The following is a 14587-nucleotide window of genomic DNA, read 5'->3' on the forward strand; positions in this document are numbered from 1 at the left end:
GGTGACCGCGCTACGAGACAGGTACCGCTCCGATCCGCCTCCGCAGCGATCGGCACCGGACATTGTCCAGCGGCCCCGGCTGGTGCTCGCGGGCTCTTGGCCGCGAGCCGACCAGGAGTAACCGAATGACCCCGATGATGATGCGCTTCATGGTGCTGGCGGCGGCCCTCGCGATGGCGTCGATGCAGATGAAGGCGCGCGCGGAGGTTGCCTCAGAAGCGACTGCGGCGCATCCCACGCTGTCATGCCGGGCTTGACCCGGCATCCATGCTGGTGCGCCGCGATGGATCCCGGGTCCAGCCCGGGATGACCGCTCGTTAGCCGCGATCGCGCTTGGCCTTCCTGGCCTTCTTCTTCGACTTCCCGCCCGACGCCTTCATCGTCTTGCCGGTGTCCGAACCCGCGGACGCCGTCGGCGTGCTGCCGGTGGTACCCGCGCCCATGCTCGTGCCCGCACCCGTGGTGGTCGAACCACGCGTGGCCGTGCTGCCGCCCGCCGGCGTGCCGGTGGTGCCCATCGGCGTGGCCTGCGAGCTCTGCTGGCCCGCGCCGACCGCGGGGTTGGTCACGTTCGCGTTGGGCGGGTTGCCCTGCGCGAGCGCCACCCCGAACACGGCCGCGAGCGCCGCGGCCAGCGCACCCTTGATGAATTTCGTGCTCATTCTCGAAGCTCCTTTTTGACGGTGATACCGGCCGGCGGACATCGCCGGCTGGAGCCAAGGCTAGGTTGAGCCAGCCACCGCAACGTCGGTGCGCGGCGGCTTGCAATGTGGGACTCGGCTGCCGCCGAGCTGCGTGTGCCTAGAGCCCGCGAAAGAGCTCGGAGATGCGGCTGGATTCGGGCATCACGTAGACCATGCTGCGGCCGGAGCCGAGGTAGCGTTGCACCACCTCCTCGTAGAAGGCCACCGGCACCACGACACAGCCCTCGGAGACGCGCTTGCCGTTGGCGCCCGGCAGCGCCAGGCGGTCCACGCGCGTCTTGAACGCACGGCCGGGGCGCAGCCGGTGGATCGCGAACGCGCTGTCGTAGTCCACCCAGACGACGTGCTCGCCCGTGTTGTTGATCCCGCCGAAGGAGACGAAGCGGCCCGCGGGCGTCGTGCGTTCGTCGGCGCGCACGGCGCCTTGCTGCGCACGCTCGCCGACCCCGGGCACGATGTGGTCGCCCAAGGTGGCGCCGAGCAGGGCCGGCGACGAGCCGACGAGCCGCCCGCTCGAATCGAATACATGGAGTTGCGCTTCGCGCTTGTCGACGATGGCGAACGGCAAGGCGCCGTGGTCGCCGTTGCTGCGGATCCACCGCATCAGGTCCTGCGCGGGCAGCGACATCGCCGAGGCGCCGGCCGCCAGCCAGAAAGAAAGCGCGCAAACAGCCGCGCGTAACATCCGAGTCCCCTCTTGCCCGGCTCACGGCCGGGCTCAAGGGGCGGATGCTAGCGGCTGAGCCTGCGGTGCGTCAACCGGGCGCCCGGGCGGTCTCCGGCGCGCGTTGCGCCATCTGCAGGGGCGAAGTCACGTCGTAGGCCTTGAAGACCTCTTCCACGCTCTTCTTGTCGGGCAGGACGTAGATGATCGCGCCCGTGCTCTTCACCGTCGGCGCGAGCACTTTTTCGTAGAAAGGCTTCGGCAGGTTCACGCAGCCGTTGCTGATGCGGTTGTCGGTGTGCGTGGGGGAAGCCAGGCGTGCCGCGCGGTGCTCGTTGGGCAGGCCCTTGATCACGCGGTGCATCGACACGGCCAGGTCGTAGCTCACCCACACCACGTCCTGGTGGTGCGCGTTCATGCCCATCTCGGCGACGAAGCGGCCGGCGGGCGTGGTCTTCTCCCACTTCTTGAGCTGCGACAGCGGCTTGTCGCCGACGCCGGGCGTACTCTCGTCGCCGACCCATTCACCGAGCAGCGCGGGCGACGATGCCTTCAGCCGGCCCTGCGGGTCGAGCACGTACACGCGCGCCATCTTCTTGTCGATGATGACCATCGAGCGCGCGCCGTTGTCGCGCGTGTGCAGCGCCCAGTTGGCGATCAGCTTCACGTCGGGCGACGGGGTCGTCTTGCCGAAGTCCGCCAGGCGCAGGCCGGGACTCGGCGGGGCCGCGGGTGCCTGCGGCGCCGCGGCCACCGGCGGCTGCGCGGGCGCCTGCTTCGGCGCGGTGACGACCGGGCCGGGCGGCGTGGCCTGCTGCGCATGCCGCTGCTGCACCATGCGCAGCGGCACCACCAGCACCAGGATGCCCGCGCCGAGCAGCAGGCCCTTGCGCAGGGCGTCGAGGAACTCCGATCGTTCGGGGGCGGGTTCGTTGCGTCGTTTCATGATCGCCGGTCTGTCGCACCTCAGTGTGTGGCGCCGGCGGTGGCCACCGTTTCCTGGCACCACTGCTCGATCTGCAGCGCGGGGTCCGCGCACTCGCAGCCGAGCGCGAAGTCGGGGTCTTCGTCCCAACGCGCAGCCGCGTCGGCCAGCAGGACGGGGTTGTTGGCGGCGTGTGTGGGGGGTTGCAGCAGGTCGGGCATCGCTGGCTCCGCTGTGGACAAGTCATGCATTGTTTCGGCGCGTTGCCGCCGGGCGCATCCGAGCGCGCCGCCAAGTCGCGTAGGAGGGTGCCTACGCTTGCGTTTCGGGGCTTGCGGCCTTGCGCTTGAAAGGCAGTGTCGCGGCGAGCACGAGCCCCCCTGCGACCACGCCGACGACACCGCCCAGCAGGAAGGACACGGCGTGCCCGTGCGCCTCCGCGGCGTGCGCAAGCGGCGGGGTGCCGTGCACCAGGATGCCGCCGCCGACGAGGAACATCGCCGCCGTGCCGAAGATCGACAGCGCTTTCATCAGCCAGGGCGCGGCGGCGAGGATCGCGCGGCCGATGCCTTGCGCACCCGCACTCGGGCGGCGCGTGAGGAACAGGCCGAAGTCGTCGAGCTTCACGATGCCGCCGACCAGCCCGTAGACGACGATCGTCATCAGCACCGCCACCGCAGCGAGCACGCCCACTTGCGTGATGAAGGGCTCCTTCGCCACCGTGCCGAGGGTGATCACGATGATCTCGGCCGAGAGGATGAAGTCGGTGCGGATGGCGCCCTTGATCTTGTCCTTCTCGCTCTCGACCGTGACCGGCGCGTGGTGCTCGCCGGCCTTGCGCGAGTGGAAAAGCCGGTGCGCCACCTTCTCGAAGCCCTCGTAGCAGAGGTACGCGCCGCCCAGCATCAGGAGCGGCGTCACGGCCCATGGCGCGATGGCGCTGATGGCGAGTGCAGCGGGCACGAGGATGGCCTTGTTGATCATCGAGCCCTTCGCCACACGCCACACGACGGGCAGCTCGCGGTCCGGCGTGACGCCGGCGACCTGCTGCGCGTTGAGCGCGAGGTCGTCCCCGAGCACGCCGGCCGTCTTGTGCGCGGCCACCTTGGTCATGGCGGACACGTCGTCCAGCAGCGAGGCGATGTCGTCGATGAGGGCGAGGAGGGTCGTGGCCATGGGCTCCTATGATGGGCCATGGCGGACGATGAAGTTGTGGGACGAGGGGAATTCGAGGTACGGATCGAGCCGCAGGGGCTCGTCTTCCGCGCAGCCAGCGGGCAGCCGGTGCTGGTCTCGGCGTACGCGGCCGGCATCGTGATGCCGAGTTCCTGCCGCAACGGCACGTGCCGCGCCTGCATGCGCAGGCTGCGCGCAGGCACGGTCACCTACCGCATCGAGTGGCCCGGCCTGCTGGCCGAGGAAAAGGACGAGGGCTGGATCCTGCCCTGCGTGGCTTACCCGCTGTCCGACCTGGTGCTCGACGGCACGGGGCTTTGAGCTAGTAATTTCCCGTGCGGTACGGGCTGCGCGGCACGTATTTGTGCTCGCCGTCGGGGATGGGTTCGGCGCGCGGGTCGGGGCGGCGGCGCGTGACGTTGGTGCCCTCACCGGGTTCGGCACGCGGCGCGGACCTGTCCTCGCCGGCCTGCGGCTTGGTTCGGTTGCGTCGGAAGAGCTTCATGCGCATTACCTTAATCCGGCTCGCGTGCGCCGCGTGTAGGAGCCCCGCGAGGGGCGCGGCAACAGTTGCAACGCGGTGTGCCGCGTTAGCATCGCGGCATGGCCTTCCGACCCGTCCGCCTCCCTGCCGATGTGCGAGGCGAGCTGTGGCTGTCCTCGATGCCCGGGCGCTTCGAGACCTGGCGCGCGTTCGAGGAGCTGGCCCAGCGGCATCGCCTTCGTTCGGTCGTGTGCCTGACACCGCGCGAAGAAATCGCCGAGCTTTCGCCGCAGTACCACCGCGCCGTCGACGGCGGCAAGCTGCCGTTCCGCTGGCAGCACCTGCCCGTGCGTAACTTCGGCGTGCCTGAAGACCCTGCCGCTTTCCGGCGCGACATCCACGCGATTGCCGATTCGTTGCGCGCCGGTGATGCGGTGATGATCCATTGCGCGGCCGGCATGGGCCGCACCGGCTCGACGGCCGCCTGCGTGCTGAAGGCGCTCGGCCTTGCGACCGAAGACGCCTTGCAGCGCGTCCGCGATGCGGGGTCGAATCCGCAGAACGCCGCGCAGTCGGGGCTGGTGGACTGGTTCTGAGCCGGGTCAATGAGCTGATCGGCCTCAAGAGGCAGGCCCGCCGGCCGACGCAACGCCCCTGACAGGCAACTGCAGCGCAAACGTCGCGCCGCTGCCCGGGCCGTCGCTGTGGACCGTCAGCGAGCCACCCATCTCCATCGCCGCGATGGCGCAGCTGTGCAGGCCGAAGCCGTGTCCGCTCGACTTGGTGGTGAAGCCATGCGAAAAGATCCGGGGAAGGTCTTCGGGGCGGATGCCGCAGCCGTTATCCGACACCTTGACCCATACCCGGTCCTGCTCCTGTCGCACCTGGATCGTCAGAACGCGTTCGCCATCCACCTTCTGGATGGCTTTCATGGCGTCGCGCGCGTTCTCGACCAGCAGCACTTGCATGATCCGCGTCTTGTCCAGCTCGAGCAGTTCCACGGGACCATAGTCCCGCTTCACCGTCACGCCCCCGCTGGCGCTGGACACGTTCTGCAGGCGAAGCGCATCGTCGACGAGCGCCGCGAGGTCCACTGTCTCGAGGAGGCCGCGCGACCCCGCATACGACTGCTGCATCTCGACCACGTTCTTGATGTGATCGACGCTGGCCCGCAGCCGGTCGAGTTCCTGCAGCAGCTCCTCGCGTTCCAGCGCGAGCGCGCGAGCCAGCTCGCCGAAGTACTGGGGAAGCAGGCGCCCCCTGTCGTCACTGGAAAGGAAGTGCCCGAGATCGCCGGCGTGGTCTTCGAGCCATCCGGCGATCTCGGTCATGCGCGCGGATCGCGAGTGGCTGACGATCGTCCTGGCGACCTGCGCCGAGACGTTGACGCTATTGAGCACGTTGCCCACGTTGTGCAGCACGTTGGTGGCGATCTGCGCCATCCCGGCACGGCGTGCGGCGTCGATCAGCTCGCGGGTCTGGTCGCGCACCTGCTGCTCCAGGCGGTCGTAGAGCACCGCATTGCCCAGCGACACGGCCAGTTGCCCGGCGATCATCGAGACGGCTTCCAGGCGGGCGATGGTGAACGCGCCCCGGCTCAGCCGGTTCTCCAGCAGCAGTACGGCGCACAAGCTGCCTTGCTTCATGATCGGCACGACGAGCAGGGCGCAACGGGCCACGCCGGCAAAGTAGGGGTCGCGCGCGAAGCGGTCATCGGCGGTCGCGTCGTCGACGAGCACCGGCTGGCGCGTTCGCACGCAGTAGCGGAAGGCGGACAGGGGCACGAGGCCGCGCGCCGCGGCCTCCTCGACGGGCACGCGCTTTTCGTCTGCGCCGTCCACGTCGAACAGTACCCAGTTGTCGATGCCGGTGTCCAGCAGCGCGAACCCGACTGCCGTGGCACCCGTCAGTGCGCCCATCACCTCGGAGACGCGCAAGCGAAGTCGCGCGAGGCTGGTTTCCAGGCTCAGTGCCTGCGAGGCACGAAGTATCGCGAGGGTGTCGATGGCGTCGATGGATGCCGCCCCCGGCTCGTGCCGCGCAAGGTCGGTCGCAGCGGATGAAACGGCACCGAGGAACCCATGAGCCTGTTGCAGCTGCCGCACCTTGCCCTCGGCGCCCCATGCCCGGTAAAGCTGGCAGGCCCTGCGCATGAAGTGCCGCCCGCTCGAGATGACACCGCTTTCCAGGTAGAACAGCGCCGCCCGCTCCGTGATCAACGCGTGATGCCACGGCCGGCCGAGCACTTCGACAGCCCGGATCGCAGCGTCGTACGACGCCGCCGCCAGGCGGAAATCCCCGGTCGCCCAGGCCCGCTCGGCTTCCACCCAGGTCAGCAAGTGCCGGAAGTTGCCCGGCGCATCCGCGGACCGCCGGGCCAACCAATCGCCGGCGGCGTCCAGCGCGGCCAGCAGCTGCCCCCGTTCGCCCGCTTGTGCGTGCCGCAGGCGCTGTGCCAGCGAGAGGGCGTGCAGCGCCCTCGCCACCGCGACCCGGTAGGTGGTCAGCACTTGCACGTGTTCCATGGCCGCCGTCGACTGCACCTCGAGCTGCGCCCAGTCGCCGCGCAGGGCTGCTCGCAGCGCACCGGTGAATCGAAGGCTGAAATCCACCGCGGGCAGGTCCGTCTGGCGCAGCCGTGACGCGCCGCCGGACGCGTCGGCGCCTTGCGCCGGCGGTTGCCCTGCAAGGTCTTCGAGCAACTGCAGCTCGATCGACATCATCAGGTCGATGTACTCGTGGCGAAGGCGACGGGCGAACGCCAGGCCCGCGCGGGCTTCCTGCGCGCACTCCTGCAATGTCGCCGAACACTCCAGCATCACTGCCGTTGTCGTGCGATACGTGAAGCAGGCGTTCTGCAGCTCGCCATCGCGCAGCATGCTTTCGCGTGCAAGGCGAAGCGGCTGCAGCGTACGTTCCAGAGGCTCGAACCACTGGCTCGCATGGACGGCGAGCAGGTACCGGACTTCGCACGCGCTGGATTCCCAGCCGCGGGATTCGCACACGCCGAGAACGTGGCGCGTGCCGTCATAGCCTGCGCGGTAGTCCCCATTCAGCACGCAGACACCACCGAGCGGGGCCAGTGCGCGCGCCAGCTCCGGCGAGGGTCCGCAGCGCACCCACAAGTCCTGGGCTTGCAGCATCAGCCAGCCCAGCATGCGCGTATCGACGTAGTAGGAAGCGTACGCCACCCGCACGATCAGGCGCCCGGCCGCGGTGGCCTGCCGGTCGCCGGCATACGGCCGGGTGTCGCGGCCCAGCTCGATGCCTTGAACCCAGCGCCCCAGGTCTCCAAGACGCTGGCGCAACTGAGCGGCATCGAAATCCTGCGGGACGGCCAGGCCGATGCGATCGAGGAGGTCCAGGCCGAGGCGAATCGCATCGTGGACGCGCGAGCGGTTGTGCAGGCTGCTGACCTGGGCACATGCCGCATCGATCCATCCCTCGACGGGCGCCTGGCGGCGGGCAAGCAGGACGTAGACGGCATCGGCCTGCTCATACAGGCCGAGGTTGCACAAGACCACGTGATGATCGACCTCCATCCGGGTCTGCAGTTCGGCGTCAGCTGCATCCAGCGGGCCCGCGCGCGCGAGCAGCGAGCGTCCCGCGGCCAGCAGTCGCTGCGCAACTTCGAAGTTCGCCGCGCTCCTGAAGCGCAATGCCGATGCATGGAGGGACCGGGCGACCTGCCGGCACTCCCCGGGATCGTCGACGTCGTCCAGAGCCGGCAGGTACTGCTGCACCGCGACACCACTGTAGTTGGGTATGGCGGCCAGCCGCCTTGCCATGCCCAGGTGCAGGGCGCGACGGCGATCCTGCTGCATCGTCCCGAAGATGGCTTGCTGCACGCGGTCATGGCGCATTCGCAACGCGCCGTCTTCGCCGGGGTCGACCACCAGGAGGCCATCTTCCAGCGGTGCGAGCAGCTGTTCCTCCAGGTCGATGGGTGAGGTTGCGGTGGCGGCACAAAGAAGGCCCCGGCGAATGTCGCCGCCCAGGCACGCCATGGCTTCAAGGAGGTGGCGGCTTGGCGACGGCAGCCCCTCGATCCGGCGAGCGATCAGGTCGAGGACGCTACCGTGACCCACATGGCGCCGCAGCCGCGCCGCGTCCCAGGCCCATCCAGCGGGCCCGGTGCGCAGGATGCCGTCGCGCCGCAGCGCACTGAGCAGTTCGACCGTGTCGTACGGGTTGCCGGCGGTGTGCCGGCCCACCGCCCGGGCGAGGGCGCCGGCGCGGTCTCGCGGCAGCCGCATCATTTCGGCAACCATCTGCTCCTGGTCTTCCGGCGGAAGATTGGACAGTTGCATCTCGATCGGCGCCGGGCCCTGTGCCCTCCGGCGCGAGAGCATCGTTGCGAGCGGATGGGTGGCGTCGATTTCCGAATTCCGGTACGCCCCCACCAGGAGCAAGCCCGTCAGGTCCTGCGCATCAAGCACGGCCTCGATGAACCGGATGGACAACGTACCCGACCATTGCAGGTCGTCGAGAACCACCACGAGCGGCCGCTTCGCCGAGGCGACGGCTCGCAGGAGGCTTACCGCTGTCGTCAGCAGCCTGTCTTGCGCCGATGCCCCGTCGACCGTGATGACATCAGGCTGGGGTCCGAGCAGCAGGGCGAACTCGGGCGTGTTGCACATCAGGCCGGCGTTCGGGCCCAGTGCGTCCAGGATCCGCTTGCGCTCGGCTGCGAGTTCCTCCCTGGGTTCGGCGAGCAACAGGCGGCCGAGCGCGGCGAACGCTTGCGCGGGAGCGCTGACGGTGTCGTGCCGGAACTGGTCGAACTTCCCGCCGATGTACCAGCCTCGCAGCGCAGTCACCATGGGCCTGAGTTCGTTGAGCAGCGAAGTCTTCCCGACGCCCGGCTCTCCCCCTACCAGCAGGACACCGGGGGTGCCCTCGATCGCATCGTGCAGGGCCCGCCGCAATGCGGCTGTCTCCACCTGCCTTCCGACAAGCCCGGCGGGCGCCGAAAGCCGCACCGGATAGTCCTGCGCGCCAAGCTGGATCGGGGCAAGCTCGCCCCTTGCCAGGTTGTCCCGCGTGCGTTCGAGGTCATTGGCCAGGCCCTCGGCGCTCTGGTAACGGCGTTCCGGTTCCTTTTCGAGCAGCCGCATGATGATCCGGCACACATCGGCAGGCAACTCGCCGCGCACCTGCGAAGGCTCGGGCGGCACGCGTGCCAGGATGTCGCGCAGCAGTTGCAGCGGATCATCCGACTCGAACGGAGGGCGGCCCGTCGCCGCCTGGTACAGCGTCGCGCCCAGGCCGTACAGGTCGGAGCGCTGGTCGACGGTGCGGCCGGTACGCCCGGTCTGTTCGGGCGCAAGGTAGGCCAGGTTCCCGCGAATCTCGCGATGGTGCGTGAATGCCGGCTGCTTCTGCGCGAATGTCGTCGCATCCTCGAAGCCCACCAGCATCACGCAGCAATCCCGGCCGTCGAAGACGATGTGGTCGGGGTTGATGTGCAGGTGCAGGACGCCCCTGCCGTGCACTGCCGCCAGCGTCCCGGCGAGTTTCAGCGCAAGCTGCATGAACTCGGGAACCGGCAGCGGACCGGACGACAGCACGCGGGACAGCAGTGAAGGATAGCGGCGGTCCAACGAGCCAACGCCGTCCTGCAGCTCGGGGGCGAGGCTGGATATTCCTTCGACACCGGCGAGGCGCTCGATGAGCCGCGTCGCATACGTGCGGCGCAGAGCATTCGCTGTTGGTTTCACGTCTTCGATGGATGATGCGGCACTGGCCACGCGTACCGGTTCCGGTCAAGGACTTTCGTAGCCGTAGACGACTTTCCACCTTCCGTCCTGGAGTTGCGACATTCGCGCCGTGTCGTTGCCCAGCCTCTTGCGCTGGCCGAACCGCAGCTCCGGCGTCCCGAACATGTTGGGCGGAACAACGATCGTCTCCATCGCCTTGACGAACCCGTCCGCCGTGAGCTCGGCGCCAGCCTTGCTCGCGGCGGCGGCAAACGCATCGATGATCTCGTACCCATACACCGAGGTCACGGACGGGTCCTCGGAGAACCGCGTCCGGTACTTGTTGGCCCAGAAGCGGATATTCGGGGATGCGTCGTCCAGGTAGGGGTGCGCCGCCATATGGGTGGCATACAGGCCATCCACGGCTTTCCCGCCGAGCCGTGGTATCAGGTCCGTGTAGATGGCGTGCGTGCCCAGAAAGAGCGGCTCGAAGCCGATCCTGCGGGACTCCGTCATCACGCCCACGGTCTCCCGGATGACGGTGCCGACCACGACCAGATCGCAGGCCGATGCCTTGAGCCTCGCCACCTGCGAGGAAAAGTCGGTGGCGCCGCGCTTGTAGGTCGTCCTCTCGTGAAAGTCCATGTTCAGCGACTTGAGGGCCGTCTCCGCGGCACGCATCACGTCGTGGCCGTACTCGTCGTCCTGGTACAGCACGCAGACCCTGTTCAGGCGCTTGTCCTTCACGAGCCTGGCAAGAGGACCGCGCAGCTGGCCCTCATTGGTCGCGAAGTATGCGAATTTCAGGCGATGGAAGGGCTCGAACATCGACCGCGTCGCGGTGCCGGGGAAGAAATTGATCACACCCTTGTCGAACAGCACCGGCATGGTCGCCAGGTTGCTGGCCGCGCCGAGGTGGCCCACCAGCGCGAAGATCCGGTCCTGGTCGACGAGCTTCTGCGCGGCGAGCACGGCTCTCTTGGGGTCGTACGCCGAGTCTTCGAAGATCAGCCTGAGCTTGCGGCCGTGGATGCCGCCTTGCTCGTTGATCTCGTCCACGCGCAGCATCATTCCCATGCGCAGCTGCTTGCCGTACAGGGCGATCGGCCCCGACAGGTCCTGGATCGAGCCCAGCACGATCTCATGGGCGGTGACGCCTTGCACCCTGCCCTGGGCAGCGGCCAGGCCGCAAGCCAGGACGAGGGAGCACAGGAAGGTCGATGCCTGAAACCAGGGTCTCATGTCGGCTCCTCGACGATGTGCACGCGGGCATGTTGTGCTCCGTCCGCAGCAGTGTCAAGGCGCTCGCCGCCTCCGGCGGGCCTTGCCCTGTCGTCTGGATACGTTAAGATATTCGATAAGCTTTCTGTTAACGGAGTTGTAGTGGGCATTCGTGCGGCTGATGTCGTTCCAATCAGTGAGGCGAGGGCCCGGCTCACCGAACTTGCGGAGGACGTCGTGGACCACGGCAGCGAGAAAGTGCTCACGAAGAACGGCGCCAGTTACGTCGCGCTGATCGATGCGCGAAAGCTCGATTACTACCATGCGCTCGAGGAAGAGTATGCGAACCTCGTCCTTGCGCAGGCGGCGCTGGATGGCCTGGAAGATGTTGCGGCAGGGAGAATCCTCAGCGACAAGGAACTCGACGAGTTGCTGTCAACTCCGGCACGCAAGGCCCGCAAGAAGGCCTGAGCCGCATTGCCGATTCCGGCCGACGCCCATGTGCGGGCCGCGCGATCGTTCGCGCGGAGCCTCAGGCCCTATGTCGTGCTCTACGCGCACGGCGACGGCCACGTTGTCCTGCTCTCCTTGAAGCATTCGCGCCAACTCGCATTCGAGCTCGATTGACGAACTACTTCGCGAACGGGTTCGCGAAGACGAACATCATCGCGACGCCGACGCCGATCAGGAAGTTGGCGTCGATGAGGCCGGCGAGCAGGAACATCTTGGTCTGCAGCGGCTCCATCATCTCGGGCTGCCGCGACGAGCCTTCGAGGAAGCGGCTGCCCATGGTGCCGATGCCGATGCAGGCGCCGATGGCGCCCAGGCCGATGATGAGGCCGCACGCGACGGCAATGAGTCCGGTGTCAGTCATGGTGGTTCTCTCCTTGGTTGCCTCCATGATGCGGACCGCCCGTCATGCCGCCAATTACCTCGCGGGTAATGCGCTGGTCCGAAACGCGTTCGAGCTGTTCCGGTGCGACAAGGCGCGGCGCGATTTCGGCAAGCGGGACGAGGACGAACGCACGCTCGAACATCCGCGGGTGCGGAACAGTGAGCGTGGGAGAGTCGATGCGCTCGTTGCCGTAGAGGAGCACGTCGAGGTCCAGCGTTCGAGGTGCGTTGCGGTACGGGCGCTCGCGGCCGGCGGCGAGTTCGATGCGTTGCAGCGCCGCGAGCAGGTCGTGCGCCGAGAGCGAAGTGTCGATCTCGATGACGGCATTGAAGTAATCGGGTCCACCGGCGTCGACCGGAGCAGTCCGGTACAGCGAGGACCGGCGCACGACCGAAGTGCCCGGCAGCTTGCCGATGGCATTGACCGCATCCAGCACCGCACGCGCAACGTCGCCCAGGTTCGCGCCGAGGCCGACGTACGCGGTCGTCATGCCGTTACTCGCCGGCGACGCCGATGCGCGAAGCCGCCATGGCGCTAGTCGGCCGGCGGCGGCGCCCCGCCTTCGCCGCGCTGGCCCGCGGGCTTGCGCCGGCGGCGGCGGCGCTTGCGCGGCGCATCGGACGCGCCTTCGCCGTCGGACCCTGCCCCTTCTTGGGCGGGTGCGCCGGAATCCGCACGACGCGTGCCCGCGTCAGCGTCCTCGCGCGGGGCCCGCGTCTCGCCCTGCCCCGCCGGCGTCGCAGGCGGCCTTGAAACGCGCACGCGGCGCGCATGCTTCTGCTGCTCCTCGCGCAGCTGCAGCACGAGGTCCTCGCGCACGGCGTCGCTCGCCTGGCTGAATTCCTGCCACCAGTCCGCGAGCACGACATCCACCTCGCCCGCATCCGCGCGCAGGCGCATGAAGTCGAAGCCGGCCCGGAAGCGCGGCTGCTCCACCAGCGAGAACGGCGTGTTGCCGCTGCGCTTCTCGAAGCGCGGCTGCATCATCCAGATCTCGCGCATGTCGGCGCCCAGCTTGCCGCGGCCCGACACGTCGCCGATCTTCGCGTTGAAAACGTCGTCGATCGCGTCCTGCAGCGCCGGGAAGGGATGCTGCTTCTGTGCAAGGCGCTGCGCCCAGCCGTCGCGCACGTCGGGCCAGAGCACGCACGCGAGCAAAAAGCTCGGGGCGACTGGCTTGCCCTCGCCGACCCGCCGGTCGGTGTCCGAGAGCGCGGCTTTCACGAGCGGCTGGTCGGCACGGTCCACCACGAGGTCCAGCAGCGGGTAGATCCCGCGCAGGCCCAGCGCCTTGAGCTGCTCGATGCTCGCGAGCGCATGGCCCGTCTGCAGCAGCTTGAGCATCTCGTCGAACAAGCGGCTTTGCGGCACGTCCGACAGCAGCTTCAGGCTGGAGGCGAGCGGCGAGCCGGTCTTCGGGTCCAGCTTGAAGCCCAGGCCCGCGAGCTTGGCCGCGAAACGCACGGCGCGGATGATGCGCACCGGGTCCTCGCGGTAGCGCGCCACCGGGTCGCCGATCATCTTGATCACGCGCTTCTTCGCGTCCTTGATGCCGCCGTGGTAGTCCACCACGATGCGCCGCTCCGGGTCGTAGTACAGCGCGTTGATCGTGAAGTCGCGCCGCGCCGCATCTTCTTCCTGCGGGCCCCACACGTTGTCGCGCAGCACGCGGCCGGACGCGTCCACGGCATGCTTCATCCCGGCGAGCTCGGTCTTGCTCGTGCGCTCGTTGCCGCTCACCGCCTCGGCTTCCGCCGCAACCATGTAGGCGCGGAAGGTGGAGACCTCGATCACTTCATGCTCGCGCCCGCGCCCGTACACCACGTGCACGATGCGAAAGCGCCGGCCGATGATGAACGCGCGGCGGAAGAGCGACTTCACCTCCTCCGGCGTGGCGTTGGTGGCGACGTCGAAGTCCTTGGGCCGCAGGCCGAGCAGCAGGTCGCGCACGGCGCCGCCGACGATGTAGGCCTCGAAGCCCGCCTCCTTGAGCGTGTGCACGACGTTGAGCGCGCGGTCGTCCACGAGCGACGGGTCGATGGCGTGCTCTTCGGGGCCGACCTCCTGGCGCTTGCCGAACTTCGGCCGGGCCGTGCCGCCCAGGAGCTTGTCGATGAATCGCTTGATCATTCTTGTTCTGTGAAGAGGTCGAGTATGCGCCAGCCCCGCTCGAGGGCGACGGTGCGCAGCCGCGCGTCCGGGTTGGTGGCCACGGGGTGGTCCACCTTCTCCAGCAGCGGCAGGTCGTTCATGGAGTCGGAATAGAAGGTCGAGTCGATGTCCAGCCAGTCCAGGCCGCGCGATTCCAGCCATTGGCCGACCCGCACGACCTTGCCCTCGCGCATCGAAGGCACGCCGGCGATCTCGCCGGTGATCCAGCCGTCGCTGCCCCGCTCCAGCTCGACCGCGATGAGATGGGCCACGCCCAGCTCGCGGGCGATCGGCGCGGTGACGAACTCGTTGGTGGCGGTGACGATCAGCACCTCGTCGTCCGAATCGAGGTGCTTGCGGACCAGCTCGAGGGCGGCGGGCCGCACCGCCGGGCGGATCACCTCGCGCATGAAGCGCTCGTGCGCCTCGGCGGCGGCCTGCGGCCCGCGGCGGCGCACGGCTTCGGTGGCGAAGCGCACGTAGTCGTGCACGTCCAGCGTACCGGCCTGGTAGTGGGCGAAGAACTCGTCGTTGCGGCGCTTGAACTCGCCGCGGTCGCACCAGCCGATCGCCTGGGTGAACTCGCCCCAGGCGTAGTCGGAATCGATCGGCAGGAGGGTGTGGTCGAGGTCGAAAAAGGTGATCCTGGGGCGGCCGACTCGGGTCAT

General features: G+C 68.4%; 16 protein-coding genes. 4 read left to right on the forward strand and 12 right to left on the reverse strand.

Features of this window, described 5'->3' with window-relative positions; all coding sequences use genetic code 11:
* Positions 1 to 125 precede the first annotated feature (125 nt).
* Positions 126 to 257, forward strand: coding sequence for a hypothetical protein (locus tag H8R02_RS30525; RefSeq protein ID WP_255429507.1), 132 nt, complete (start codon positions 126 to 128; stop codon positions 255 to 257).
* A gap of 60 nt (positions 258 to 317) precedes the next feature.
* Here the strand turns inward: H8R02_RS30525 and H8R02_RS23205 are convergent, their stop codons facing one another.
* The 5 genes from H8R02_RS23205 to H8R02_RS23225 form a co-directional block, all read right to left on the reverse strand.
* On the reverse strand, positions 318 to 662 hold the full coding sequence (locus tag H8R02_RS23205) for a proteophosphoglycan ppg4 (RefSeq protein ID WP_187083879.1): 345 nt from the start codon (positions 660 to 662) through the stop codon (positions 318 to 320).
* Positions 663 to 801: 139 nt separating this feature from the next.
* Entirely contained in the window at positions 802 to 1389 is a 588-nt protein-coding gene (locus H8R02_RS23210) for a L,D-transpeptidase (RefSeq protein WP_187083880.1), read from the reverse strand.
* Positions 1390 to 1459: 70 nt separating this feature from the next.
* Positions 1460 to 2314, reverse strand: a complete 855-nt coding sequence (locus H8R02_RS23215) for a hypothetical protein (RefSeq protein ID WP_255429508.1) — start codon at positions 2312 to 2314, stop codon at positions 1460 to 1462.
* 20 nt (positions 2315 to 2334) lie between these two features.
* Complete coding sequence (locus tag H8R02_RS23220; RefSeq protein WP_187083881.1) at positions 2335 to 2514, reverse strand: hypothetical protein; 180 nt, start codon at positions 2512 to 2514, stop codon at positions 2335 to 2337.
* A gap of 91 nt (positions 2515 to 2605) precedes the next feature.
* Complete coding sequence (locus H8R02_RS23225; RefSeq protein ID WP_187083882.1) at positions 2606 to 3469, reverse strand: DUF808 domain-containing protein; 864 nt, start codon at positions 3467 to 3469, stop codon at positions 2606 to 2608.
* Between the two features lie 18 nt (positions 3470 to 3487).
* Here H8R02_RS23225 and H8R02_RS23230 point away from each other — a divergent pair, with 18 nt between their 5' ends.
* Positions 3488 to 3790 (forward strand): 2Fe-2S iron-sulfur cluster-binding protein, encoded by a 303-nt coding sequence (locus H8R02_RS23230; RefSeq protein WP_187083883.1) that lies wholly within the window; start codon positions 3488 to 3490, stop codon positions 3788 to 3790.
* Between the two features lies 1 nt (position 3791).
* Here H8R02_RS23230 and H8R02_RS23235 read toward each other — a convergent pair whose 3' ends face one another.
* Positions 3792 to 3974 carry a hypothetical protein gene (locus H8R02_RS23235; protein WP_187083884.1) on the reverse strand — a complete coding sequence of 61 codons (183 nt, stop codon included), beginning with the start codon at positions 3972 to 3974 and terminating at the stop codon, positions 3792 to 3794.
* A gap of 98 nt (positions 3975 to 4072) precedes the next feature.
* Between H8R02_RS23235 and H8R02_RS23240 the strand changes: the two genes are divergently transcribed.
* Positions 4073 to 4549: a protein-tyrosine phosphatase family protein gene (locus tag H8R02_RS23240; protein WP_187083885.1), complete on the forward strand. Its 477-nt coding sequence runs from the start codon at positions 4073 to 4075 to the stop codon at positions 4547 to 4549.
* Positions 4550 to 4573: 24 nt separating this feature from the next.
* Here H8R02_RS23240 and H8R02_RS23245 read toward each other — a convergent pair whose 3' ends face one another.
* Both H8R02_RS23245 and H8R02_RS23250 read right to left on the reverse strand, forming a co-directional pair.
* Positions 4574 to 9703, reverse strand: a complete 5130-nt coding sequence (locus H8R02_RS23245) for a trifunctional serine/threonine-protein kinase/ATP-binding protein/sensor histidine kinase (protein WP_187083886.1) — start codon at positions 9701 to 9703, stop codon at positions 4574 to 4576.
* A gap of 15 nt (positions 9704 to 9718) precedes the next feature.
* Positions 9719 to 10894 (reverse strand): ABC transporter substrate-binding protein, encoded by a 1176-nt coding sequence (locus tag H8R02_RS23250; protein WP_187083887.1) that lies wholly within the window; start codon positions 10892 to 10894, stop codon positions 9719 to 9721.
* A 141-nt stretch (positions 10895 to 11035) separates the two neighbouring features.
* On the opposite strand from H8R02_RS23250, the gene H8R02_RS23255 reads away from it, so the two are divergent.
* Complete coding sequence (locus H8R02_RS23255; RefSeq protein ID WP_187083888.1) at positions 11036 to 11344, forward strand: type II toxin-antitoxin system prevent-host-death family antitoxin; 309 nt, start codon at positions 11036 to 11038, stop codon at positions 11342 to 11344.
* Between the two features lie 160 nt (positions 11345 to 11504).
* Here H8R02_RS23255 and atpE read toward each other — a convergent pair whose 3' ends face one another.
* Genes atpE through H8R02_RS23275 form a run of 4 tightly spaced genes read right to left on the reverse strand, consistent with a single transcriptional unit; the run spans position 11505 to position 14587 of the window.
* Positions 11505 to 11747: a F0F1 ATP synthase subunit C gene (gene atpE / locus H8R02_RS23260; protein WP_187083889.1), complete on the reverse strand. Its 243-nt coding sequence runs from the start codon at positions 11745 to 11747 to the stop codon at positions 11505 to 11507.
* Positions 11740 to 12258: a 2-amino-4-hydroxy-6-hydroxymethyldihydropteridine diphosphokinase gene (gene folK / locus H8R02_RS23265; RefSeq protein ID WP_187083890.1), complete on the reverse strand. Its 519-nt coding sequence runs from the start codon at positions 12256 to 12258 to the stop codon at positions 11740 to 11742. The genes atpE and folK overlap by 8 nt, the downstream gene beginning before the upstream one ends.
* Positions 12259 to 12302: 44 nt before the next feature.
* Positions 12303 to 13898 carry a polynucleotide adenylyltransferase PcnB gene (gene pcnB, locus H8R02_RS23270; protein WP_187083891.1) on the reverse strand — a complete coding sequence of 532 codons (1596 nt, stop codon included), beginning with the start codon at positions 13896 to 13898 and terminating at the stop codon, positions 12303 to 12305.
* On the reverse strand, positions 13895 to 14587 hold the full coding sequence (locus tag H8R02_RS23275; protein WP_187083892.1) for an HAD family hydrolase: 693 nt from the start codon (positions 14585 to 14587) through the stop codon (positions 13895 to 13897). Before H8R02_RS23275 ends, pcnB begins: the two co-directional genes overlap by 4 nt.

The sequence above is a fragment of the Ramlibacter albus genome, assembly GCF_014297445.1.
In the GTDB taxonomy this organism is placed as follows: domain Bacteria; phylum Pseudomonadota; class Gammaproteobacteria; order Burkholderiales; family Burkholderiaceae_C; genus Ramlibacter; species Ramlibacter albus.